The following is a 22,019-nucleotide window of genomic DNA, read 5'->3' as shown; positions in this document are numbered from 1 at the left end:
ACCGGGGTGCGTCACTGGCTGATCTTGCGCGCCTCTTCGACCTGGTACTCGAAGTAGCGCTGGATGCCGAAGGCCAGGCTGCCCATGAAGGCAATGGTGCCCACGAGCAGCGCCATCACGAGCGCGCCGATGGTGAGCCAGTTGGTGCGCGCCGCGGCCTGACCGGGCGCCTCGGGGTTGAACCAGCGGTCCCATTTTTCGGCGTCGCTGAGCGCGTAGACGATGCCCGTGAGGCAGGCGGCCGCGATGCTCAGGCCCAGGAAGGGGATCAGCACCCACGAGAGCTTGTCGTCCTGGCCGTAGGCCAGCACGCGCTCCACGCCGTACCAGCCCAGCGCCGTGGGCAGCGGGTGCAGCCAGCCGATCCAGTCGCCCAGGCCGCGCAGGTAGAAGCGGTGCAGACCCAGCGAGCCGCCGACCAGGGCCAGCCAGACCGCCACGGTCTTGTTCTTCGCGCGCGCCATCAGCCCTCCTGCGGCGGCGTGGTGTCGGCCGCGCCGATGGCCTTTTCCATCAGCACGATGTCCAGCCAGCGGCCGAACTTCCAGCCGCAGGCCCTGACCACGCCGATCTCGCTGAAGCCCAGCGCGCGGTGCACGCCCACCGAGCCCGCGTTCGCGGAATCGCCGATCACGGCCATCACCTTGCGGATGCCCGAGCGTTCGAGCACCGCGATGAGTTCGGCCAGCAGCAGCCGGCCCAGGCCGCGGCCCGCGGCTTCGGGCGCGAGGTAGATCGAGTCTTCGACCGAGAAACGGTAGGCCGGGCGCGGCTTGAACCAGTTGCCATAGGCGTAGCCGATCACCGTGCCGTTGTCGTCTTCGAGCACCAGCCAGGGCAGCTGCTTGCCGAGCACGTCGGCGCGGCGCTGCGACATTTCGGCCTCGGTGGGCGGGGTGGTTTCGAAGGTGCCGGTGCCGTGCAGCACGTGGTGGGCGTAGATGCGGGTGATGGCGGCGAGGTCTTCGTCGCGGCTGGGTCGGATGAGCGGCATGCGGCGTGGGAATCTGGGGTGCGCGCGGGCACCGGGCTATAATCGCGGGCTTTGCAGCGTTTCGCTGGCCGGGTGGTCAGTCGTGTGTCTCAAGCGCTGCAGGAATCAACCGGGGTGTGTGCACAAGCCAAACCCCCGGTGAGCAACCACCCGAAGGATAAATCATGGTCGTCATTCGACTCTCCCGCGGCGGCGCCAAGGCCCGTCCGTTCTACAACATCGTCGTGGCCGACAAGCGCGCCCGCCGCGATGGCAAGTTCATCGAACGCATCGGCTTCTACAACCCCCTGGCCAAGGGCGGCGAAGAAACCCTGCGCATCGCCCAGGACCGCCTGACCCACTGGATCGGCGTCGGCGCCACCCCGTCCGACACCGTGGCCCGCCTGGTCAAGCAGGCCGCCGCCAAAGCCGCGGCCTGATCGCGGCCATGAGCGACGCCCTGGTCGCGTCGGCCCTGCCGGCCGACGCCGTCGAACTGGGGCGGATTCTCGATGCCTGGGGCATCAAGGGCTGGGTCCGCATCCAGCCCCACAGCGCCGACACCGAGGCGCTGTTCGCCAGCACCGACTGGTTCCTGCAGCCGCCCGAAGCCCGCTTCGCGCGCGGCTTTTCTGCTTTCACGGGCTGCGTGGCCGTGCGCGTGGCCGAACTCAAGGCGCACGCCGATGGTCTGGTGGCGCGCTTCGACGGCGTGGCCGACCGCAACACGGCCGAGGCGCTCAAGGGCTGCCGCATCAGCCTGCCGCGCAGCGCCTTCCCCGAGCCCACCGAGGGCGAGTACTACTGGGTCGACCTGATCGGCCTCGAGGTGGTCAACCGCGAGGGCGTGCACCTGGGCGTGGTGCGCGACCTCATGAACACCGGGCCCACCTCGGTGCTGGTGCTCGAATACACCGAGACCGTGGACGGCGCCGAGCGCTCCGCCGAGCGCATGATCCCCTTCGTCGATGCGTACATCGACGCGGTCGACAAAGCGCAGCGCCGCATCACCGCCGACTGGCAAACTGACTACTGACCCCCACGCTCCGCCGCTGCGCGGGTCGCTGCCCCCCGAGGGGGCTGATCCGCCTTGGGGCGGCCCGGCGGCGGATCGTCTCTCGCGAACCGCACAATCACCGTCCATGCGCTTCGACGTCATCACCCTGTTCCCCGAGCTCTTCGAGCCCTTCCTCGCGCACGGCATCAACCGCCGTGCGTTCGAATCGAAGCAGGTCGATGTGCGTCTTTGGAACCCGCGCGATTTCGCCGATGGCAATTACCGCCGCGTGGACGACCGCCCCTTCGGTGGCGGTCCGGGCATGGTCATGATGGCCGAGCCGCTGTGGCGCTGCCTGCAGGCGATCCGCGCCGAGCGCGCCGAGCCCGAGGCGGCGCGCGCGCCCGTGGTGCTGTTCTCGCCCATCGGCGAGCGCCTGGCCCACGCGGGCGTGGAGGCCTGGTCCGCCAGCGCCGGCGCGGTGCTGGTCTGCGGCCGCTACGAAGGCATCGACCAGCGCTTCATCGACGCCTGCGTCGACCGCCAGATCAGCCTGGGCGACTTCGTGCTCTCGGGCGGCGAGATCCCGGCCATGGCGCTGCTCGACGCCGTGGCCCGGTTGCAGCCCGGCGTGCTGGGTGACCAGGGCAGCCACCAGCAGGACAGCTTCAACCCCGCGCTCGACGGCCTGCTCGACAGCCCGCACCACACGCGGCCCGAGGTCTGGCAGGGCCCGGCCGGCCCCATGGCCGTGCCCGAGGTACTGCTGGGCGGCCACCACGAGCGCATCCAGCGCCACCGGCGCGAGCAAAGCCTGGCGCTCACCGCGCGCCTGCGCCCCGAGCTCATCGCCCAGGCCCGCGCCGAGGGGCGCCTGGGGCCCGACGACGAGCGTTTCCTGCGCGGCCTGGGCTGAGCCGGGCGCCGGGCTTTCCCGGGGTTGGCCAGTCTGGCTATAATGATCGGCTTTTCGATCCTCTGGCCGGCCGCCGCGACCGGGATCGCGCCCGCCGTTCAGGCGCTGGCGCACCGGATTCGCGGCCTTTAGTGCAGCGCGGCCACGATCGTGGAACAGGAACCATGAACCTCATCCAGACCCTCGAGCAGGAAGAAATCGCCCGTCTGGGCAAGACCATCCCGGCCTTCGCCCCTGGCGACACCGTGATCGTCAGCGTGAACGTGATCGAAGGCACCCGCAAGCGCCTGCAAGCCTATGAAGGCGTGGTGATCGCCAAGCGCAACCGCGGCCTCAACTCCAGCTTCATCGTGCGCAAGATCTCCAGCGGCGAAGGCGTGGAGCGCACCTTCCCGCTGTACAGCCCGCTGATCGCCAAGATCGAAGTCAAGCGCCGCGGTGCCGTGCGCCGCGCCAAGCTGTACTACCTGCGCGACCGCAGCGGCAAGTCGGCCCGCATCAAGGAAAAGCTGGGCGCCTGATCGCCGCATGTCCCCGAAAGCCGCTCTCCGGAGCGGCTTTTTTGTGCGCGCCACACTCTGTTCCACCATGTCCAGCACGCGCCTGCCGCCTTTTGATCCCCGCACCGTGCCCGTGGTCGCCACCGGCGCGAGCGAGGGCCTGCTGCCCGCCCCCGCGCACCGGCTTACGCCCGATGGGTTGCGCAGCCAGTTCCAGGTGCCGCCTGCGTGGACGCCCGAACTCGTGCGCGAGCGCCGCTTTGCCGACCGCGAACCGGCCGACGCCGCGGTGCTGCTGCCCCTGGTGCAGCGCGAGCACCTGAGCCTGCTGCTCACGCAGCGCACGGCCCACCTGTCCACGCACTCGGGTCAGATCGCGTTCCCGGGCGGCAAAGTCGACCCCGAGGACGCCGATGCCGTGGCCGCTGCGCTGCGCGAGGCCCATGAAGAGATCGGCCTGAGCGCCGACCACATCGAGGTCGTGGGCACGCTGCCCGAGTACATCACCGGCACGGCCTTTCACATCACGCCCGTGGTGGCACTGGTGCGGCCCGGCTTCGATCTGCGGCCCAATCCGCACGAGGTCGACGACGTCTTCGAGGTGCCGCTGCCCTTTCTGATGGACCCGCGCCACCACCGCCGGCACGCCTTCGCTTTCGAGGGGGCGGTGCGCGAGTGGTACTCCATGCCCTGGCACGACGGCCGCCAGGAGCGCTTCATCTGGGGCGCGACCGCGGGCATGCTGCGCAACCTCTACCGGTTCCTGTCGGCCTAGTTCGTGGCCCGTGCGGCGCACCGATACGGTGCCCCACTATCATGCAGGGCATGGGATTCCTGGCCATTCTGTTGGCGCTGCTGATCGAACAAGCGCGCCCCTTGTCTTTCGACAACCCCGTTCATGCGGGCCTGCGCGGCTGGAGCCGCAGCGTGCGCCGCAACCTTGACGCGGGCGAGCGCTCGCACGGCTGGATCGCCTGGCTGCTCGCGGTGGGCGTCCCGGGTCTGGTCGCGGCGCTCGTGTACCACGGCCTGTGGCAGATCAGCGGCTTCCTTGCGTTCGCCTGGACCGTGGCCGTGCTCTACGTGACCCTGGGTTTCCGCCAGTTCAGCCACCACTTCAGCGAGATCCGGCGCAGCCTGGAGGAGGGCGACGAGCGCACCGCACGCGAACAGCTCGCGTCCTGGTTGCGCGTGGACGCGAGCAGCCTGCCGCGCGCCGAGTTGCTGCGCCAGGTGATCGAGCATTCGGTGCTGGCCGCGCACCGCCACGTGTTCGGCGTTTTCGTGTGCTTCATCGTCTTCTGGATCGCGGGCCTGGGCCCCGCGGGCGCGGTGGTCTACCGGCTCGCCGAATACCTCTCGCGCAACTGGCGCGCGCGCCCCGACGGCACGCCCAGCCTGCCGCTGCGCGAGGCCGCCACCACCGCGTGGCGCTGGCTCGACCACATCCCCGCGCGCATCACGGCGCTGGGGTTTGCGGTGGTGGGCAACTTCGAGGAAGCGGTGGGCAGCTGGCGCGCCGATGCCGAGCGCTTCGCCCCGGGCAGCGACGGCGTGGTGCTGGCCGCCACCTCGGGCGCGATGAACGTGCGCCTCACGCCGCAAGACCCCACGGTGGTCGAGCCCGACGAGACCGACCCCGGCGCGCGGCCCGAGCCGCAACTGGCCCACCTGGGCAGCGTGGTGGGCCTGGTGTGGCGCGCGGTGGTGCTGTGGATGCTGCTGCTCGCGCTGCTCACGCTCGCGCGCGTCTGAGCCCGCGGCCTCAGTAGGTGGGTTTGGCCGCGAGCTCGTCGAACAACTCGCCGTACAGGCGGTAGCGGGTTTCGTCGATCGCGAGCGGATCGCTCGCCGGGTCGGTGCCCACGTGCGGCCGCAGGCCGCAGCCCGGCTCGTGCCGGTGGGTGCAGTTGTGGAAGCGGCAATCGCCCAGCGTGGCGCGCAGGTCGGGCATGAGGCGCGCGAGTTCGGGCGCTTCCAGGTGGTACAGGCCGAAGGCCTGGAAGCCCGGCGAGTCGATGAGCGCGCTCTGGCGCTCGGCGTCCATCCAGTACCAGGTGGTGGTGGTGGTGGTGTGGCGGCCCGAATTGAGCGCGCGCGAGATCTCGCCGGTCTGCGCGCCCGCCTCGGGCACCAGCCGGTTCACCAGCGTGCTCTTGCCCACACCCGAGGGCCCGAGCACCAGCGTGCTGCGGCCGCGCAGCCGCGCATGCAGCGCGTCCAGGCCGTGGTCGGTCTTGAGGCCCAGCGGCAGCACCGGCGTGCCCATGCGCCGGTGCGGTTCGAGCCGGGCCCAGGCCTGTTCGAAGGGCGCCCCGAGGTCGTGCTTGTTGAGCACGATCAGCGCTTCGATGCCCGCGGCCTCGGCCGCGATCAGCGCGCGCGCGAGCTGCATGTCGGAGAACACCGGATCGGCCGCGAGCAGCACCAGCACCTGGTCGAGGTTGGCCGCAAACGACTTGGTGCGCATCTCGTCCTGCCGGTAGAGCAGGTTGTCGCGCTCGAGCACCTGCTCGATCAGGCCCTCGTCGCCGCTGTGCGACCAGCGCACGCGGTCACCCACCACCACGCTGTTTTTCTTGCCCCGCGGGTGGCAGAGGATGCGCTGGCCATCGTCGCCTTCGACGAGGCAATGGCGGCCGTGCGCCGCCACCACCCGCCCGGCGAACGTGCTGCCCATCAGCCCTTGAGCAGCGCGTTGACGGCCGCGGCGCAGAACATGTCGCTGACCGAGATGCCGTTGACGTCGTGGGTGTTGAAGCGCACCGTGACTCGGCTGTAGCCGAAGGCCACGTCGGGGTGGTGGTCCTCGCGGTGCGCGATCCAGGCCACGGCGTTCACGAAGGCCATGGTCTCGTGGAAATTGGCGAAGCCGAATTGGCGCTCGATCGCGCCGTCGATGAGTTTCCAGCCGTCGGCGGTGTCGCCGTTGAGCTGGCTCAGCTGCGTGACGATCTCGGTGGCATTGAGCGCGCGGCGGTTCTGGTGGATCGGATTCATGGCGGTGCGGGAAACGGGCCGCTCAGGCGGCCGACAGGCGCGCCAGGCGTTCGCTGGCGGGCGGGTGGGAGTAATAGAAGCGCGCGTACACCGGGTCGGGCGTGAGCGTGCTGGCGTTGTCCTTGTAGAGCTTGAGCAGCGCGCTCGCGAGGTCGCTGCCGCGGGTCTTTTCCATCGCGAAGGCATCGGCCTCGAACTCGTGGCGGCGCGAGAGCTGCGCCATCAGCGGCGACAGGAAGTAGCTGAACAGCGGCACCACGAGCAGGAACAGGATCAGCGCGAGCGCATCGTTGGGCGCCTGCATCGAGGGCTCGACGCCCAGGCCGTTGTAGAACCAGGCCTGCGACGCGGCCCAGCCCAGTGCCGCGAAGCCCAGCAGGCTGAGCGCGAACAGCAGCGCGATGCGCTTGTGGATGTGGCGGCGCTGGTAGTGGCCCAGCTCGTGCGCGAGCACGGCGTCGATCTCGTCGGCATTGAGCTGCTGCAGCAGCGTGTCGAAGAACACCACGCGCTTGGCCGCACCGAAGCCGGTGAAGTAGGCGTTCGCGTGGGCGCTGCGCTTGCTGCCGTCCATCACGTACAGGCCTTGCGCCGAGAAGCCGCAGCGCGCCATCAGGGCGTTCACACGGTCCTTCACCGCGGCGTCGGTGAGCGGCTCGAACTTGTTGAAGAGCGGGGCGATCAGCGTGGGGTAGAGCACCAGGGCCAGCAGGTTGAAGGCCATCCACACGCCCCAGGCCCAGAGCCACCAGGTGGGGCCGGCCGCGCCCATGAGCCAGAGCACCAGCGCCACCACCGGGCCGCCCACGAGCACGCCCACCAGCAGGCCTTTGAGGCCGTCGGCGATCCACAGGCCCAGGCCCATCTTGTTGAAGCCGAAGCGCGCTTCGAGCCGGAAGGTGGCGTACCACGACAGCGGCAGGCCGATCAGCCCGCCGATGAGTGCGAAGGCGCCGATCAGGGCGAGCTGCTGCCACAGGCCCGGACCCAGCAGCGCGAGCAGCGCCTGGTTGAGCAGGTCGAGGCCGCCAAGCAGGGTCCAGCCCACGAGCACCGCGGCCTCGAAGGCCGTGGTGAGCAGGCCGAATCGGGTCTTGGCGATGGTGTAGTCGGCCGCCTTGCGGTGCGCTTCGAGCGGGATGGTGGCGTCGAAGGGGGCGGGCACGCTGTGCCGGTGGCGCGCCACGTGGCGAATCTGGCGGCTGGCCAGCACGGTGCGCGTGAGCAGCCCCAGGGCGAGCAGGGCGCAGAAGACGGCGGTGAAGGCGAGGGCGGCGGTGTCCATGAGGGTGCCAAGTCTAGCGGGGACGATCAGAGACAATCGCCCGATGACTTCGAATCCCGCCACGGACATCCCCCCGCCCGCCACCCTGGCCAAGAGCGACCAGAACCTGGTCTGGATCGACTGCGAGATGAGCGGCCTCGACCCCGAAAAAGAGCGCCTGCTCGAGATCGCGGTGGTCATCACCGGCCCGCAGCTCACGCCGCGCATCGAAGGCCCGGTGATCGTGATCCACCAGAGCGAGGCCGTGCTCGACGCCATGGACGCCTGGAACAAGGGCACCCATGGCCGCAGCGGCCTGATCGACAAGGTGCGCGCGAGCACCGTGAGCGAGGCCGAGGCCGAGCAGCAGCTGATCGACTTCATTGCGCGCTACGTGCCCAAGCAGGCCTCGCCGCTGTGCGGCAACACCATCGGCCAGGACCGCCGCTTCCTCGTGAAGTACATGCCCCGGCTCGAGGGCTACCTGCACTACCGCAACGTGGACGTGAGCACGCTCAAGGAGCTGGCCAAACGCTGGAATCCGGCCGTGGTCGATGCGTTCAAGAAGCGCCAGCTGCACACCGCACTGGCCGACGTGCACGAGTCCATCGACGAGCTCGAGCACTACCGCGCGCACTTCCTGCGCTGACCCGGCGCCGGGGTGCCCCCGGCGAATACATGACAATACGGTGACATTCATACCGTGTTCACATGAAGAAGAAGTCCCGTACCTTCCTGGATCGCCACTTCGAGGCGCTGCAACTGGCCACCGCGGTGGCCTTTCTTCTGCTCGTGGGGCTCTACGCCTCGCTCACCGGTGCGTCGGGCACCGGGCTCGGCCAGGGCGCCGTCTGGCTGCTGATCGTCGCGGCCGCCGTGGGGGCCTACATGGCCATGAACATCGGCGCCAACGACGTGGCCAACAACATGGGCCCGGCCGTGGGCTCGGGCGCCATGACCATGGGCTGGGCCATCGTGGTGGCCGCGGTCTTCGAGGCCCTGGGCGCCATCGTGGCCGGCGGTGACGTGGTGGGCACCATCAAGGGCGGCATCATCGATCCGGCCGACATCGCCGACCCGACCTTGTTCGCCTGGGTGATGTTCGCGGCCCTGCTCGCGGGCGCCCTGTGGCTGAACCTGGCCACCGCGCTGGGCGCGCCGGTGTCGACCACGCACTCCATCATCGGTGCGGTAATGGGCGCAGGCATTGCCGCGGGCGGCTGGGGGCTGGTGAACTGGTCCACCATCGGCGCCATCGTGGCGAGCTGGGTGATCTCGCCGCTGGCGGGTGCGCTGATGGCTGCGGCCTTCCTCTACGTGATCAAACGCAGCGTGACCTACCGCACCGAGAAGACCGAGGCCGCCGCGCGCGTGGTGCCCATCCTGATCGCGCTCATGGTCTGGTCGTACACCACGTACATGCTGCTCAAGGGCGTCAACCAGGTGGTGAAGATCGACTTCGTGGTGGCGGTAATCGCCGGCCTGCTGTTCTCGGTGCTGGTCTGGGCCCTGGTGCGCGGGCCCATTGCGCGCGCGGCCCTGCGCCAGGACAACAGCAAGGACGGCGTGAACCAGCTGTTCATGTGGCCGCTGGTCTGCTCGGCCGCCTTGCTGAGCTTCGCGCACGGCGCCAACGACGTGGCCAACGCCGTCGGCCCGCTGGCCGCCATCTACGAGGCCGTGAAAGCCGGCGCCATCGCCACCAAGGCCGGCACGCCGATGTGGATCATGGTGCTGGGCGCGCTGGGCCTGTCGGTCGGTCTGGCGCTGTACGGTGCCAAGCTGATCCGCACCGTGGGCAAGGAGATCACCGAGCTCGACCAGATGCGCGCCTACTCCATCGCCATGGCCGCCACCGTCACGGTCATCGTCGCCTCGCAGCTCGGCATGCCGGTGTCCACCACCCACATCTCGATCGGCGCGGTGTTCGGCGTGGGCTTTCTGCGCGAGCTGCTCAAGGTCAACTACGCCAAGATGGAGGCCACGGTGCGCGCCGGCCACCAGGGCGCCGACCGTGAGGAGGTCGAGGCCTACATGCAGCGCTTCGAGGCCGCCGAGGTGCAGGAGAAAAAGCGCATGCTGGCCGAGATGAAGCAGCGCGCCAAGGTGCGCGGCCTCGATGGCGCGGTGTTCGCGAAAGACGAGCGCAAGGCCTTCAAGAAGGCCTACAAGAAAGAGATCGTCAAGCGCTCGGTGGTGATGCGCATCGTGGCGGCCTGGATCGTCACCGTGCCGGCCACCGCGGTGCTCGCGGCCCTGCTGTTCCACCTGGTGGCCGCGGTGCTCGGCTGACCGAAGGCTAGGGTTTTCCCGCGATCTGTGCGACAATCGCGGGCTTCGCTGGCAACGGCGAAGAAACTTGTGCATTGGCCTCACACACCCGGCCCCTGAACACCGCCACCGATTCCGCGTGCGCGAGCAGGGGCCACCGCTTCCGGGCGGACCGTTTGTGGTTGATGTTTTGTAACCACGAACGGATCCGACGCCCCGGGGCTTGAATCTCCCCTTCGCGCGGCATTCGGTCATTGGCGCCCATTTTTTCCGGGCGCAGGAACGAACATGAGCGACGCTTTCGAAGCGCGCGGCGACGCATCGCCCGCGACCTCCCCTGAACAACAAGCCCCCGAAGCGCCCGAGATGGCCGCGACGCCGGTGGACGCGAGCGCGTTCGCCGAGCTGGGCCTGGCGCCCGAACTGGTCGCCGCGGTGGCCGACCTCGGCTACTCGCAGCCCACGGCCGTGCAGGCCCGCGTGATGCCCCTGGCCATCAAGGCCGAAGGCGCCGAGCGCTACGCCGACCTGATGGTGTCGAGCCAGACCGGCAGCGGCAAGACCGCGGCCTTCCTGCTGCCCGTGCTGCACACCCTGATCCAGCAACAGGCCGCGCGCGCCGAAGCCGAGCGCGCCGAGCGCGAACGCCTGGTGGCCGAGGCCCTGGCCCGCGGCGAAGCGCCGCCCAAGGCGCCCAAGCGCCAGAACCCGCTGCTGGCGCGCAACTTCAAGGCCGCCACGCCCGGCGCGCTGGTGTTGTGCCCCACGCGCGAACTCGCGCAGCAGGTGGCGCACGACGCCATCGACCTGGTGCGCCACTGCCGCGGCCTGCGCATCGCGAGCGTGGTGGGCGGCATGCCCTACCAGCTGCAGATCCAGCGCCTGCAGAACGCCGATCTGGTGGTCGCCACGCCGGGCCGCCTGCTCGACCTGCAGCGCTCCATGCAGCTCAAGCTCGACCAGGTGCAGTTCCTGGTGGTCGACGAAGCCGACCGCATGCTCGACCTCGGCTTCTCCGACGACCTCGCCGAGATCAACGCGCTCACCGCGCAGCGCCGCCAGACCATGATGTTCAGCGCCACCTTCGCGCCGCGCATCCAGCAGCTCGCCATGCGCGTGATGCACGACGACGGCGCCCACGTGCAAAAGGTGCAGATCGACTCGCCGCAGGAAAAGCACGCCAACATCAAGCAGGTGCTGTTCTGGGCCGACAACGCCGAACACAAGCGCAAGCTGCTCGACCACTGGCTGCGCGATGCCTCGATCGACCAGGCCATCGTGTTCGCGAGCACGCAGATCGAGTGCGACGGCCTCGCCGGTGAACTGCAGCAGGCCGGCTTCGCGGCCGTGGCGCTGCACGGCGCGCTGAGCCAGGGTTTGCGCAACCGCCGCCTGATGGCGCTGCGCAATGGCCAGGTGCAGATCCTCGTGGCCACCGACGTCGCCGCGCGCGGCATCGACGTGCCCACCATCACCCACGTCTTCAACTTCGGCCTGCCCATGAAAGCCGAGGACTACACGCACCGCATCGGCCGCACGGGCCGCGCGGGCCGCGACGGCATCGCCGTGACCTTCGCGGAATTCCGCGACCGCCGCCGCGTGTTCGACATCGAGGCCTACACCCAGCAGCGCTTCAAGCCCGAGGTCGTGCCCGGCCTGGAGCCGCGCGAGCGCGCACCCCAGCCCGAGCGCGCCGGTGGCCGCGGCCGCCCCAACGGCGGTGGCGGCGCCGGCCGCTTCAACGCCCGTGGCGGCAATGACCGCTTCGGCGGCGACCGCCGCGGTGCGCCCGCGCGCGGCCCGCGCTTCGAAGGCCGCGACAGCGCGCCGCGTTTTGAAGGCCGCGACAGCGCTCCCCGCTTCGACCGTGACAGCGCCCCGCGTTTCGACCGCGATGCCGCGCCGCGTTTCGAACAGCGCTTCGACCCGCGCGACCGCGCGCCGCGCTTCGAGCAGCGCGACGCCGCGCCGCGTTTCGAGCCCCGTGGCGGCGAGCGCGTCGACGCCCGTGGCGAGCGCGCCGCGCCGCGCCAGGACAAGCGCTTCGATCCGCGCTTCGACAACCGCGCCCCGGCGCGCCCCGGTGCACGTCCGAGCGGCTTCGGTGACCGCCCGGCGTTCAACGACCGCCCGCGCCGCGGCCGCTGATCCGGCGCCTTCCTGCTGCAACGGGCCTTCGGGCCCGTTGCCGTTTGCGGCTCAGGCGTCGCTCCACTCGAGCACCTCCCAGGCGCCCTCGAGCAGCGGCGCGCCGAGCACGCGTGCCAGGTCCAGCCCCAGGCGCTGCAACTGCCAGGGGTGCTCGCAGCCGTCCAGCGCCGTGTCGCTGGCGCGCTCCACCGTCCAGGTGGCGCGCGCGCTGTCGACGCGGCCGAAGCTCAGCGCCGGTGCCGCGCCCGCGCGCGGCGCCACGTGCAGCAGGTACTGGCCGCACAGCAGCAGGCGTTCATCGGTGGGCTGGCCCGCGTCGTCGCGCCGCGCGAGCGCGATGCGCGGCCCCTGCGATGCCGGCAGACGCTCCCAGACCGCGAGGTGGCGGTCGTGCAGACCCGTCTGCACGATGCGGTCGGGCGTCTGGAACACGTTGTGCGGCGCGCCCGGCCCTTCGTCGCACACCGAGGCGGCTTCGGCGCTGCGGCCCAGCGAACCGTGGTGGCCCGCGGTCTGCACCCAGCGCACCCAGGTGCCGGTGTCGCGGCCGGCCGGTGTCTCCAGCAGGGTGCGCGCCCACACGCCCTGGTAGGCAGGCGGCACGCGCGACGGGGCCAGCGGCGGCGCGCCCATGCCCGCCATGGCGGTCTCGCGGTTCTCCCTGATGTGCACGGTGCTGCCTCCTGCGGGTGTCGGTTGTCCGAATCGGTGCGGGCTTGGCCGCACCGGCTTCGCCCCCACGCAGGCTTAGCAATCAGCGGGCCAACCCCGCTCTCAGGCCTTGGGAGCTTGCAGCGGCACGAAGGGAGCGCGCGCCTCGTCGGCCAGTCCGTCGGTGAGGGTCTGCAGCAGCTCGATCAGCTGGCGGCGCTGCTGGGGCGACAGCGGCGACAACAGCCGCTGGTAGGCGCGCTCCGCGGGTTCGCGCGCGGCCGCGTGCAGATCGCGCCCCTGCGGTGTCAGGCTCACCGTCATCTGACGCCGGCTCACGCGCGAGCGCTCGCGCTGCACCAGGCCGCGTTCTTCCAGGCCCTTGAGCACCCGCATCACCGTGACCTTGTCGAAGGCCAGGGCGCGCGCCAGGCGCGTCTGGTCCAGCCCAGGCTCGGCCGCCAGCACCGTGAGCACGCCGTACTGGGCCGGCGTGAGGCCGACCTCGGCGCACGCGCTTTCGAACACGGCGGCCGAGATCTGGTGCGTGCGGCGCAACAGGAAGCCCGGCCGTTGGTAAAGGTCGCTCAGCGTCATGGTGGTGGTGTGGAGGGACGCGGGATTCTACGGATGATGCGGCTCGTGATTCGGCGGATAGTAGGAAGCATGCTTACGTTTGGAGTGTGTCCATGGCCTTGCTGAACTCCCCTGCTCGCCGCCGCCTCCTGGGTGCGGCATTGTTGGCTTCGGCCGGCGTGGCGGCCGCCCAAAGTGCCGACGCACCGCTGCGGCTGATCGTGCCCTTCACCCCGGGCACGGGCATCGACCTGATCGCGCGCACGCTGGGGCCGCGCCTGTCCGAGCGGCTCAAGCGGCCGGTGGTGGTGGAAAACCGCGCGGGCGCGTCGGGCAACATCGGCACCGAGGCGGTGGTGCGCGCCGCGCCCGACGGCAGCACGCTGCTGGTGAGCGTGAACACACTGGTGATGAACCGCAGCCTCTACCCGCAACTGGGCTTCGACCCGGTGCGCGACCTGCAGCCCATCGGCCTCACGAGCTGGGGCCAGCTGATCCTGGTCACGCACCCGCGCACCGGCTACAAGAGCGCGGCCGACCTCGTCGCCGCCGCCCGCCAGGCACCGGGCAGGCTCAACTACGCCTCGCCGGGCGTGGGCACGCCGCACCACCTGTCCATGGAGCTGTTCAAGAACACGGCCCGGGTCTTCCTCACGCACATTCCCTACCGCGGCACCGGCCCCGCGGTGAGCGACCTCATCGGCGGCCAGGTCGACGCCATGTTCCTGCCGATCCACGTGGCGCTGCCGCAGGTGCGCAGCGGCCGCCTGGTGGCGCTGGGCATCGGCAGCGACAAGCGCCACCCGCTGCTGCCCGATCTGCCCACGCTGGCCGAAGCGCGCGCGGGCAACGTGAACGTGGACATGTGGTACGGCGTGTTCGCGCCCAAGGGCATGCCCGCGTCCCAGGTCGCCATGCTTAACCGCGAGATCAACGACATCCTGCGCAGTGACGAGGTGAAGAAGGCCTTCGAAGGGCAGGGCATGGACCCGGCCACCGATACGCCCGAGGCCTTCGGCCGCCTGGTGGCGCAGGACGCGGACCGCTGGGCCGCGCTGATCAAGGCCCAGAGCATCAAAGCCGAATGAGCGCGCTGAAGATCGCCGTCGTCGGGGGCGGCATTGCGGGCCTGGCGTTCGCGCTCGCGCTGCACCGGCGCGGCCTGGCCTGCGAGGTGTACGAGGCAGCGCCCGAGATGAAGGAGCTGGGCGTGGGCATCACGCTGCTGCCGCATGCCGTGCAGGAGCTCGACGCCCTGGGCCTGCTCGGCGAGCTCGAGGCCATCGCCATCGCCAACCGCGAAAGCGTGTTCTTCAACCGCTGGGGCCAGTTCGTCTACAGCGAGCCGCGCGGGCGGCACGCGGGTTATGCGTTGCCCGAGCTGGGCATCCATCGCGGCCGCCTGCACGGCGTGCTCTGGCGCGCGGCGCTGCAGCGCCTGGGCGCCGGGCGGCTGCACACCGGCCGGCGGCTGCAGGGTCTGTCGCTGGGCGGGCGCGACGCCACGCTGCGCTTTCACGACGGCAGCCAGGTGCAGGCCGATCTGGTGGTGGCCTGCGACGGCGTGAACTCGGCCGTGCGCCGGCACTTCTTTCCCGAGGACCGCGTGCGCTACGCGGGCATCAACACCTGGCGCGGCGTCACGGTGCACAAGCCCATCCTCACGGGCCAGAGCTACCTGCGCATCGGCAGCATCGACACCGGCAAGATGGTGATCTACCCCATCGTGGACAACGTCGACGGCCAGGGCAACCAGCTCATCAACTGGGTGGCCGAGATCCGCGACCCCGCCGCGCGCATGAACGACTGGAACCAGCCCGGCCGGCTCGACGACTTCCTGCCCACCTTCGCCGCCTGGCGCTACGACTGGCTCGACGTGCCCGCGCTCATCACCGGCGCGCAGCAGATCTTCGAGTACCCCATGGTCGACAAAGACCCGCTGCCGCGCTGGCGCCACGGCCGCGTGACCCTCATGGGCGACGCCGCCCACCCGATGTACCCGCGCGGCTCCAACGGCTCGGCCCAGGCGCTGATCGACGCCCGAACCCTGGCCGACGCGCTCGCCGACACCCCCGCCGACCCCGAGGCCGCGCTGGAGCGCTACGAGGCGGCGCGCCTGGAGGCCACGGCGCGCGTGGTGCAGACCAACCGCACCCTGCCGCCCGACTTCATCATCATGAAGGCCGACGAACTCAGTGGCGGCCAGCCCTTTGGCCGCATCGACGACCTCATCAGCCAGGACGAACTGCGCGCCATTTCGGAGCATTACAAGCAGGTGGCCGGGTTCTCGCTCAAGGCCCGGTGAGGCGCCGTGGCGCATTTCCGACGGATGCGCCGGTGCATGCGCTTCAGCGGTGGCGTACCGGGCCGGTAATGTGGCAATGTCCGCGGTCGAGACACCCCCATGGGTGTCGGAGCCCCTGTGCCCCAACCCACGCCAACTTCGTCGCCCGCACCTGCCGTGCGCGTCCTGCGCTACGGTGGCGATGAGGCCTTTCCCCCTTTCGAATCGCTCGACGCCCAGGGCCGCCCCGTGGGGTTCCACGTCGACCTGCTGGCGGCCCTCGGGCGCGAGCTGAACGCCACCATCGAGGTGTCGCTGCAGCCCTGGCCGGCCACCATCGAGGCCTTCCGGGCCGGCCGGGTCGACCTGGTGGCCATGGTCGAAACCACCAACCGCCGCGCCTTCGCGCGCTTCCTGCGCAGCCACGCCGCGCCGCTGCACGCGGTGTACCTGCCCGCCGGCGCCACGGCGCCGCGCGCGCTGCAGGACCTGCAGGGCGTGCGCCTGGCCGTGCTCGACACCGAGCCCATGCGCGAGAGCCTGGCGCGTTGGCTCTCGGGCGTGCGCGACCCGCTGCGTGTGGCCTCTCCGCAGGCCGCGCTCGACGCCGTGCAGCGCGGCGACGCCGACATGGCCCTGCTGCCGCGCTCGTACGGCGATCCCCTGCTGGCCGCCATGCCCGGTCTGGTTGCCGGTGAGCGCAGCTTCAGTCTGCAGACCTATGCCTTCGCCGTGCCGCCGGGCCGCGAGGCGCTGCGCACCGAACTGCAGGCCGCGATCGACCGTCTCGAAGCCAACGGCACGCTGCCGGCGCTGCGCGAACGCTGGCTGCCGGGCGAGTCGGCCTTTGCGCACGCCGAGCGGGCGGCCATGGCGCGCGACCTGCGCGTGCAGCAGCGCTGGACCTGGGGCCTGGCCGCGGGCGCTTCGGTGCTGCTGCTCGGATCGGCCTGGGCGCTCGCGCGCCGCGGCCGCGCGGTGGCGCGCGAGCGCCGGCAGCGCCAGGCCGCCGAGCAGGCCCTGCGCCACGCGCAGGAACTGCTCGACCGCACCTTCCAGCGCAACCCCGAGCCCATGCTGCTGATCGACCACCGCAGCGGCGTGGTGCGCGACGCCAACGCCGCCCTGGCCGCGCTGCTCGGCGTTCCCGTCGAAGACCTCGTGGGCCAGACCCTGCGCGGGCTCGCCCACCACGCCGACCGCCTCGCGCTGCAGGGCATGGTGAACGCCATCAACACCGACGGCCTGTTCGACGGCCTGCCGCTCACCGTGACCCACCGCGACGGCACGCGCCGCGCCTGCCTGGTGCACGCCGAACGGCTGCACGTGGGCGAGGCGAGCGCGGTGCTGTGCATCGTGCGCGACGTGAGCGGCCGCCTCGCGAGCGACGCGGGCTTTCGCCTCGCCTACGAGCAATTGCGCGACGAGGCCGCGCGCGAGGCGCCCCAGGCCCCGGAGACGCCCGAGCCCCTGCCCGGCGAGGAACGCGCGCGCGAGTTCACGCGCGCTGTCGCCCACGACCTGCGCGCGCCGCTGCTGGCCATCCAGGGCTTCGTGAGCCTGCTGCGCGAGCGCCTGGCGCTCGGCTACACCGACGAGGCGCTGGAGTACAGCGAGCAGGTCGAGAAGGCCACGCGCCGCATGAACGCCATGATCGAGGCCCTGAGCCACCTGGCCCAGGTGGAGCAGCGCGAGCAGGTGCGGCAGACCATCGACATGCGCGCCTTGTGCGAAGACACCTGGCGGCTGGTGCAGGCGGCCGATCCGCAGCGGGCGGTCGATGTGCGCATCGACGCACTGCCGCCGGCGCAGGGCGACCCCGACCTGGTGGCGCAGGTGTGGCAGAACCTCTTGCACAACGCCTGGAAGTACAGCCGCCGCAACCCCGAGGCGCGCGTGCGCATCGACAGCCACAGCGAAGGCCTGCGCACCTGGTACCGCGTGACCGACAACGGCGTGGGCTTCGACATGGCGCGCGCCCAGCACCTGTTCCAGCCGTTCCGGCGCATGCACCCCTCGTCGCAGTTCGAGGGCAGCGGCGTGGGCCTGAGCATGGTGCAGCGCATCGTGCGCCACCACGGCGGTCAGGTGCACCTGCGCAGCCAGGTGGGGGTGGGCACGGTGGCCGAGTTCACGCTCGACCCGGAACCCCCGGCGGCGCGGCCGCCGCAGACCTCCGCGCCGGCCGAGGCCTGAGCGCTCAGCCCTCGCCGCTGATGGTGACCAGCAACTGGATCACCTCGGCGCACTCTTCCTGGATGCGCTGGATCGGGTAGACCTCGTCCGCGCCCGCGTCGGCGGGCAGGCGCTCGCGCAGCACCTCGGCCTGCGACAGGATGGCCGACATGCGCTCGAACAGCTCGGAGGTCACGGCGTGCACGTCGATCGGCGGGGCCGCGTCGGCGGCCGCAGCGGGCGCGGCTGCGGCCAGCGCGGCAGGCTCGGCCTGGGCCGCTTCGGCCGCCGCCTGCGCGCGCGCCGTGGGCGACTCGGTCGGCCAGTTGATCATGGTGGGTTCGAAATCGGGCTGCTCGCCGCGGGCGGCCGCGGGCGGGGCCGTCCGCGGTGCCACCGCCGGTGCCGCGGCCCGGCGTTCGGGCAGCGGGCGCTCGTCGAGTTCGATCAGCTCCATGCCCTCGCCGCTGAGGATCTGCTGCACGCGCATGCGGATCAGGTCGCGGTCGATGGGCTTGGTGAAGAAGTCGAGCACACCGGCGGCGAAGGCGCGTTGGCGGTGGCTGGCGTCGTTGTGCGAGGTCACCATGACCACCGAGGTGTGGTCGAGATCGCGGTTTTCGCGCATGCGCTCGATCACGGCGTAGCCGTCGAGGTCGGGCAGTTCGGCGTCGACCACCAGCAGGTCGGGCTTGTGCTGGGCCAGCTTGGCCAGGGCGTCGTCGCCGCGCACGGCGAAATGCAGCTGGGCGAAGTCGAGCAGGGTGCGGGCCAGCAGGTGCACCATGCCGGGATCGTCATCGACGATCAGCACCTTGTGGCGTTGGGGCGCCGCGGGGGTGGTCATCGGCAAACTCCTGGTAGTGACGGCAAAGGCCGCATGGTCGCACACGAGCGCGCATTGAGGGGGACCCAAGGGGTTTCGGCAGCGCGGGCGACAACTTGAGTGTGGCGCGCAGGACGCAAGAGTAGGATGCGCGCCATGCCCAACCTCGCCGACACCCTCAAAGCCGAAATCGCCCGCGTGGCGCGCAAAGAACTCAAGGGCGAGGTCCAGTTCCTGCGCAAGGCCGTGGCCCACCACCGCAGCGAGATCGCGGCCCTCAAGCGCGAGATCAAGGCGCTGCAGTCCAACGGCCGGCAATTGGGTCGGCGCCTGCAGCAGGCGCCCGCCGCGGCCCCTCAGCCGGCCCCGGCCGACGCGGCGCCGCGCCGGCGGGGCCGCCAGCCCGCGCCCTACAGCGCCGAGGCCTTCGCCGCCACGCGCCGGCGCCTGGGCCTCACGCAGGCCCAGATGGCGCAGCTGCTCGGGGTCTCGCCGCTGTCGATCTACAAGTGGGAATCGGGCCAGGTGATGCCGCGCGCCGCACAGCTCGCGAAGATCGCCGGCCTCAAGAAAATGGGCGTGCGCGAGGCGCGCCGCCGCCTCGCCGAAGCCGCCTGATCGGGCCTCGCGCCCGCCTAGGCCGAATGGCCCTCGGAATATGATGGTCATCATAAAGGCGCAGAATCGCGGTCTGCCCAAGCCCACCCCGCCATGGACACGCCCCTCAGCCGCAAGGAACAGACCCACGACCGCATCCTCGATGTGGCCGCGGGCGTGATGCGCGCGCACGGCTTCGACGGCGTGGGCGTGGCCGACATCATGAAGCGCGCGGGCCTCACGCACGGCGGCTTCTATGCGCACTTCGCCTCGCGCGACGCGCTGCTCGCCGAGGCGCTGGAGCGCGCCGGCCACGACAGCCGCAGCCGACTGCAGCGCGCGATCGACAAGGCCGGCGACGCGCCGGGCGAGCGCTTCCGTGCGCTGGTCGAGGCCTACCTGTCCGAGCGCCACCTCAAGTCGCCCGACAGCGGCTGCCCGGTGGCCGCGCTGGCCTCCGAGATGCCGCGCCAGTCCGAGGCCGTGCGCGCCGTGGCCGCGCGCCGCATCGCGGGCCTGACCGACGCGGTCGCGGCCACGCTCGGCCCCTCGCGTGGCCGCGACGACGCGGCCATCGTCACCTCGCAACTCGTCGGCGCGCTGCAGACCGCGCGGCTGCTCGGCGACAACGCCAAAGGGCGCCGCCACCTGGCCGCCAGCCGCGCCTTCCTGCTCGAGCGCTTCGGCGCCCACTGACCCGTCCATCCCCGCACGCGCCCCCAGCGCTTTTTTTCAAACCTTCAATATGACGATCGTCATATTGAATCCACCCAGGAGTCCCTCATGCAGATCCAGAACGCCACCGTCCTCATCACCGGCGCCAACCGCGGCATCGGCCTGGCTTTTGCGCGCGAAGCACTCGCGCGCGGCGCGCGCCGCGTGTACGCCGCGAGCCGCCAGCCCGGCGCGGTCACGCTGCCCGGCGTCACGCCGCTGCCACTCGACGTGACCGACCCCGAGCAGGTGGCGCGCGCCGTGCGCGAGGCCGGCGACGTGACGCTGCTGATCAACAACGCGGGCGTGGCCGAGACCGGCGGTTTCCTGGCGGACACGACGCTCGACGCCACGCGGCGCCAGCTCGAGGTCAATTTCTTCGGCATGCTGCGCATGAGCCAGGCCTTCGCGCCCGTGCTCGCGGCCCACGGCGGCGGGGCGCTGCTCAATGTGCTGTCCATCGCGAGCTGGATCAACCGCCCGCTGCTCGGCACTTACGGCGCCACCAAGTCCGCCGCCTGGGCGCTCACCAACGGCCTGCGGCACGAGCTGCGCGCGCAGGGCACGCAGGTCACCGCGCTGCACATGGGCTTTGTGGACACGGCGCTCACGCACGGCATAGACGCACCCAAGTCCACGCCCGAGGCCATCGTGGCCCGGGCCTTCGACGGCCTCGAAGCCGGCGCCGACGAGGTGCTGGCCGACGCGCTCACGCAGCAGGTCAAGGCCTCGCTCTCGAGCGCCACGCCGGCCTACCTCGCCGCAGCCTGAGCATGGACGCCACACGCCTCATGCTCGGCGGCCCGGTGCTGCCCACGCTGCTGCGGCTGGCCGCACCCAACGTGCTCGGTCTGTTCGCCGCCACCGTGGTGATCGGCTTCGACGGCTTCATCGTGGGCCGGCTCGGCGCCGACGCGCTGGCCGGCGTGGCGGTGGTGCTGCCGTTGGCCATGCTCATGCTGCACATGTCGGCCGGCGGTCTGGGCGGCAGCACCACCGCGGTGGTGGCGCGCGCGCTCGGCGCAGGCGACACCGCGCTGGCCACGCGCCTGGCGCAGCACGCGCTGGTGCTCGGGCTGATCGCCTCGCTGCTGTTCACGGCGCTGTTCGCCACGCCCCTGGTCTACCGCGCCATGGGCGCGCAGGGGGCGGTGCTGCACGAGGCGGGCCGCTACGCCGGCGTGCTGTTCGCGGGGGCCGCGGCGATCTGGGGCGTGAACGTGCTCGCGGGCGTGGCGCGTGGCGCTGGCCACATGGGCGCGGCCGCGCTCGCGCTGTTGGGCACCACGGCGCTGCACCTGCTGCTGTGCCCGCTGCTGGTGTTCGGCGCCGGGCCGGTGCCGGCGCTGGGCGTGGCGGGCGCGGCGGCCAGCACTGTCACGACCAACGCCGTGGCCGCGCTCGCGCTGCTCGCCTGGCTCTCGCGGCCGGGGCGGCGCGTGCGCCTGCTCGGCGTGCCGTGGTCGCTGGGCCGCGAGGGTTTCCGGCCGATCCTGCGCATCGCCTTGCCGTCGGCGCTCAACCCCTTGCTCAGCAACGGCTCGATCGCTTTCGCCACCGCCTACGTGGCCGGCTTCGGCAGCCTGGCGATCGCGGGCTACGGCATCGCGGCGCGGCTCGAATACATCCTGGTGCCCGTGGCCTTCGGCGTGGGCAGCGCGCTCACCGCCATGGTCGCGACCAACCTGGGCGCGGGCCAGGCGCCGCGGGCCAAGCGCGTGGCCTGGACCGGCGCGGCCCTGGTGTGGGCCCTCACCGGCACGATCGGCCTCGTGGCCGCGCTGTGGCCGCAGCTGTGGATGGCCGCGTTCAGCGCCGACCCCGCAGTGCAGGCCGCGGGCGCGGGCTACCTGCGCGTGGTGGGCGGCGCGTATGGCTTCTTCGGCCTCGGCCTGGCGCTGTTCTTCGCCTCGCAGGGCGCGGGCCGGCTGCTGTGGCCGCTGGTGGCGAGCGCGCTGCGGCTGCTGGTGGTGGGCCTGGGCGGCTGGCTCGCGCTGCACGCGCTGGGCGCGGGGCCGCAGGCGCTGTACGGCGTGGTGGCCGCGAGCCTGGCGCTCATGGGCCTGACGCTGGCCTGGGCCACGTGGCGCAGCAACTGGGGCGCCGCGCCACGCTGACCGGCCG

At 71.4% G+C, this 22,019-nt stretch carries 24 protein-coding genes; 16 read left to right on the top strand and 8 right to left on the bottom strand.

The window, feature by feature from the left end; all coding sequences use genetic code 11:
* Nucleotides 1-11: 11 nt before the first annotated feature.
* The gene (locus G9Q37_RS11030) at nt 12-464 is read right to left on the bottom strand and encodes a TM2 domain-containing protein (protein ID WP_166227247.1); all 453 of its coding nucleotides are present in this window, start codon (nt 462-464) and stop codon (nt 12-14) included.
* Entirely contained in the window at nt 464-994 is a 531-nt protein-coding gene (locus G9Q37_RS11025; protein WP_166227246.1) for a GNAT family N-acetyltransferase, read from the bottom strand. The genes G9Q37_RS11030 and G9Q37_RS11025 overlap by 1 nt, the downstream gene beginning before the upstream one ends.
* Before the next feature lie 164 nt (nt 995-1,158).
* On the opposite strand from G9Q37_RS11025, the gene rpsP reads away from it, so the two are divergent.
* From rpsP to G9Q37_RS10995, 6 genes are all read left to right on the top strand, one after another.
* Nucleotides 1,159-1,413, top strand: a complete 255-nt coding sequence (rpsP, locus tag G9Q37_RS11020; RefSeq protein WP_166227245.1) for a 30S ribosomal protein S16 — start codon at nt 1,159-1,161, stop codon at nt 1,411-1,413.
* 8 nt (nt 1,414-1,421) lie between these two features.
* Nucleotides 1,422-2,009 (top strand): ribosome maturation factor RimM, encoded by a 588-nt coding sequence (rimM, locus tag G9Q37_RS11015; RefSeq protein ID WP_166227244.1) that lies wholly within the window; start codon nt 1,422-1,424, stop codon nt 2,007-2,009.
* Nucleotides 2,010-2,115: 106 nt separating this feature from the next.
* Complete coding sequence (gene trmD / locus G9Q37_RS11010; RefSeq protein WP_166227243.1) at nt 2,116-2,886, top strand: tRNA (guanosine(37)-N1)-methyltransferase TrmD; 771 nt, start codon at nt 2,116-2,118, stop codon at nt 2,884-2,886.
* Between the two features lie 164 nt (nt 2,887-3,050).
* Complete coding sequence (gene rplS / locus G9Q37_RS11005) at nt 3,051-3,407, top strand: 50S ribosomal protein L19 (protein ID WP_166227242.1); 357 nt, start codon at nt 3,051-3,053, stop codon at nt 3,405-3,407.
* Between the two features lie 67 nt (nt 3,408-3,474).
* Entirely contained in the window at nt 3,475-4,161 is a 687-nt protein-coding gene (locus G9Q37_RS11000) for a CoA pyrophosphatase (protein WP_166227241.1), read from the top strand.
* 50 nt (nt 4,162-4,211) lie between these two features.
* Nucleotides 4,212-5,141 carry a CobD/CbiB family protein gene (locus G9Q37_RS10995; protein WP_166227240.1) on the top strand — a complete coding sequence of 310 codons (930 nt, stop codon included), beginning with the start codon at nt 4,212-4,214 and terminating at the stop codon, nt 5,139-5,141.
* Between the two features lie 10 nt (nt 5,142-5,151).
* On the opposite strand, the gene rsgA is transcribed toward G9Q37_RS10995, so the two are convergent.
* Genes rsgA through G9Q37_RS10980 form a run of 3 tightly spaced genes read right to left on the bottom strand, consistent with a single transcriptional unit; the run spans nt 5,152 to nt 7,671 of the window.
* Nucleotides 5,152-6,066, bottom strand: a complete 915-nt coding sequence (gene rsgA / locus G9Q37_RS10990) for a ribosome small subunit-dependent GTPase A (protein WP_166227239.1) — start codon at nt 6,064-6,066, stop codon at nt 5,152-5,154.
* Nucleotides 6,066-6,386 (bottom strand): 4a-hydroxytetrahydrobiopterin dehydratase, encoded by a 321-nt coding sequence (locus tag G9Q37_RS10985; RefSeq protein ID WP_166227238.1) that lies wholly within the window; start codon nt 6,384-6,386, stop codon nt 6,066-6,068. The genes rsgA and G9Q37_RS10985 overlap by 1 nt, the downstream gene beginning before the upstream one ends.
* Nucleotides 6,387-6,408: 22 nt before the next feature.
* Nucleotides 6,409-7,671, bottom strand: a complete 1,263-nt coding sequence (locus tag G9Q37_RS10980) for a M48 family metallopeptidase (RefSeq protein ID WP_166227237.1) — start codon at nt 7,669-7,671, stop codon at nt 6,409-6,411.
* A 43-nt stretch (nt 7,672-7,714) separates the two neighbouring features.
* On the opposite strand from G9Q37_RS10980, the gene orn reads away from it, so the two are divergent.
* The 3 genes from orn (at nt 7,715) to G9Q37_RS10965 (ending at nt 12,069) form a co-directional block, all read left to right on the top strand.
* On the top strand, nt 7,715-8,299 hold the full coding sequence (gene orn / locus G9Q37_RS10975) for an oligoribonuclease (RefSeq protein WP_166227236.1): 585 nt from the start codon (nt 7,715-7,717) through the stop codon (nt 8,297-8,299).
* A 62-nt stretch (nt 8,300-8,361) separates the two neighbouring features.
* Complete coding sequence (locus G9Q37_RS10970; RefSeq protein WP_166227235.1) at nt 8,362-9,942, top strand: inorganic phosphate transporter; 1,581 nt, start codon at nt 8,362-8,364, stop codon at nt 9,940-9,942.
* Between the two features lie 267 nt (nt 9,943-10,209).
* Complete coding sequence (locus G9Q37_RS10965; RefSeq protein WP_166227234.1) at nt 10,210-12,069, top strand: DEAD/DEAH box helicase; 1,860 nt, start codon at nt 10,210-10,212, stop codon at nt 12,067-12,069.
* Nucleotides 12,070-12,120: 51 nt separating this feature from the next.
* Here the strand turns inward: G9Q37_RS10965 and G9Q37_RS10960 are convergent, their stop codons facing one another.
* Nucleotides 12,121-12,744: a hypothetical protein gene (locus G9Q37_RS10960; protein WP_166227233.1), complete on the bottom strand. Its 624-nt coding sequence runs from the start codon at nt 12,742-12,744 to the stop codon at nt 12,121-12,123.
* Nucleotides 12,745-12,846: 102 nt separating this feature from the next.
* A complete protein-coding gene (locus tag G9Q37_RS10955; protein ID WP_166227232.1) occupies nt 12,847-13,320 on the bottom strand; it encodes a MarR family winged helix-turn-helix transcriptional regulator in 474 nt (157 codons plus the stop codon).
* Between the two features lie 92 nt (nt 13,321-13,412).
* Here G9Q37_RS10955 and G9Q37_RS10950 point away from each other — a divergent pair, with 92 nt between their 5' ends.
* From G9Q37_RS10950 to G9Q37_RS10940, 3 genes are all read left to right on the top strand, one after another.
* Entirely contained in the window at nt 13,413-14,387 is a 975-nt protein-coding gene (locus G9Q37_RS10950; protein WP_166227231.1) for a tripartite tricarboxylate transporter substrate binding protein, read from the top strand.
* A gap of 5 nt (nt 14,388-14,392) precedes the next feature.
* On the top strand, nt 14,393-15,604 hold the full coding sequence (locus G9Q37_RS10945; RefSeq protein ID WP_166231192.1) for a flavin-dependent oxidoreductase: 1,212 nt from the start codon (nt 14,393-14,395) through the stop codon (nt 15,602-15,604).
* 156 nt (nt 15,605-15,760) lie between these two features.
* On the top strand, nt 15,761-17,779 hold the full coding sequence (locus G9Q37_RS10940) for an ATP-binding protein (RefSeq protein WP_166227230.1): 2,019 nt from the start codon (nt 15,761-15,763) through the stop codon (nt 17,777-17,779).
* Between the two features lie 4 nt (nt 17,780-17,783).
* On the opposite strand, the gene G9Q37_RS10935 is transcribed toward G9Q37_RS10940, so the two are convergent.
* Nucleotides 17,784-18,605 (bottom strand): response regulator, encoded by an 822-nt coding sequence (locus G9Q37_RS10935; protein ID WP_166227229.1) that lies wholly within the window; start codon nt 18,603-18,605, stop codon nt 17,784-17,786.
* 135 nt (nt 18,606-18,740) lie between these two features.
* On the opposite strand from G9Q37_RS10935, the gene G9Q37_RS10930 reads away from it, so the two are divergent.
* The 4 genes from G9Q37_RS10930 to G9Q37_RS10915 all read left to right on the top strand — a co-directional run bounded on the left by G9Q37_RS10930 (nt 18,741) and on the right by G9Q37_RS10915 (nt 22,012).
* Nucleotides 18,741-19,202, top strand: a complete 462-nt coding sequence (locus G9Q37_RS10930) for a helix-turn-helix domain-containing protein (RefSeq protein WP_166227228.1) — start codon at nt 18,741-18,743, stop codon at nt 19,200-19,202.
* A gap of 93 nt (nt 19,203-19,295) precedes the next feature.
* Nucleotides 19,296-19,877: a TetR/AcrR family transcriptional regulator gene (locus G9Q37_RS10925; protein WP_166227227.1), complete on the top strand. Its 582-nt coding sequence runs from the start codon at nt 19,296-19,298 to the stop codon at nt 19,875-19,877.
* 87 nt (nt 19,878-19,964) lie between these two features.
* Nucleotides 19,965-20,666: an SDR family oxidoreductase gene (locus tag G9Q37_RS10920; protein ID WP_166227226.1), complete on the top strand. Its 702-nt coding sequence runs from the start codon at nt 19,965-19,967 to the stop codon at nt 20,664-20,666.
* Nucleotides 20,667-20,668: 2 nt separating this feature from the next.
* The gene (locus G9Q37_RS10915; RefSeq protein WP_166227225.1) at nt 20,669-22,012 is read left to right on the top strand and encodes an MATE family efflux transporter; all 1,344 of its coding nucleotides are present in this window, start codon (nt 20,669-20,671) and stop codon (nt 22,010-22,012) included.
* Nucleotides 22,013-22,019: the final 7 nt, after the last annotated feature.

The sequence above is a fragment of the Hydrogenophaga crocea genome, assembly GCF_011388215.1.
Lineage (GTDB): Bacteria > Pseudomonadota > Gammaproteobacteria > Burkholderiales > Burkholderiaceae_C > Hydrogenophaga > Hydrogenophaga crocea.
This window is presented reverse-complemented; position numbering and strand designations above follow the sequence as displayed.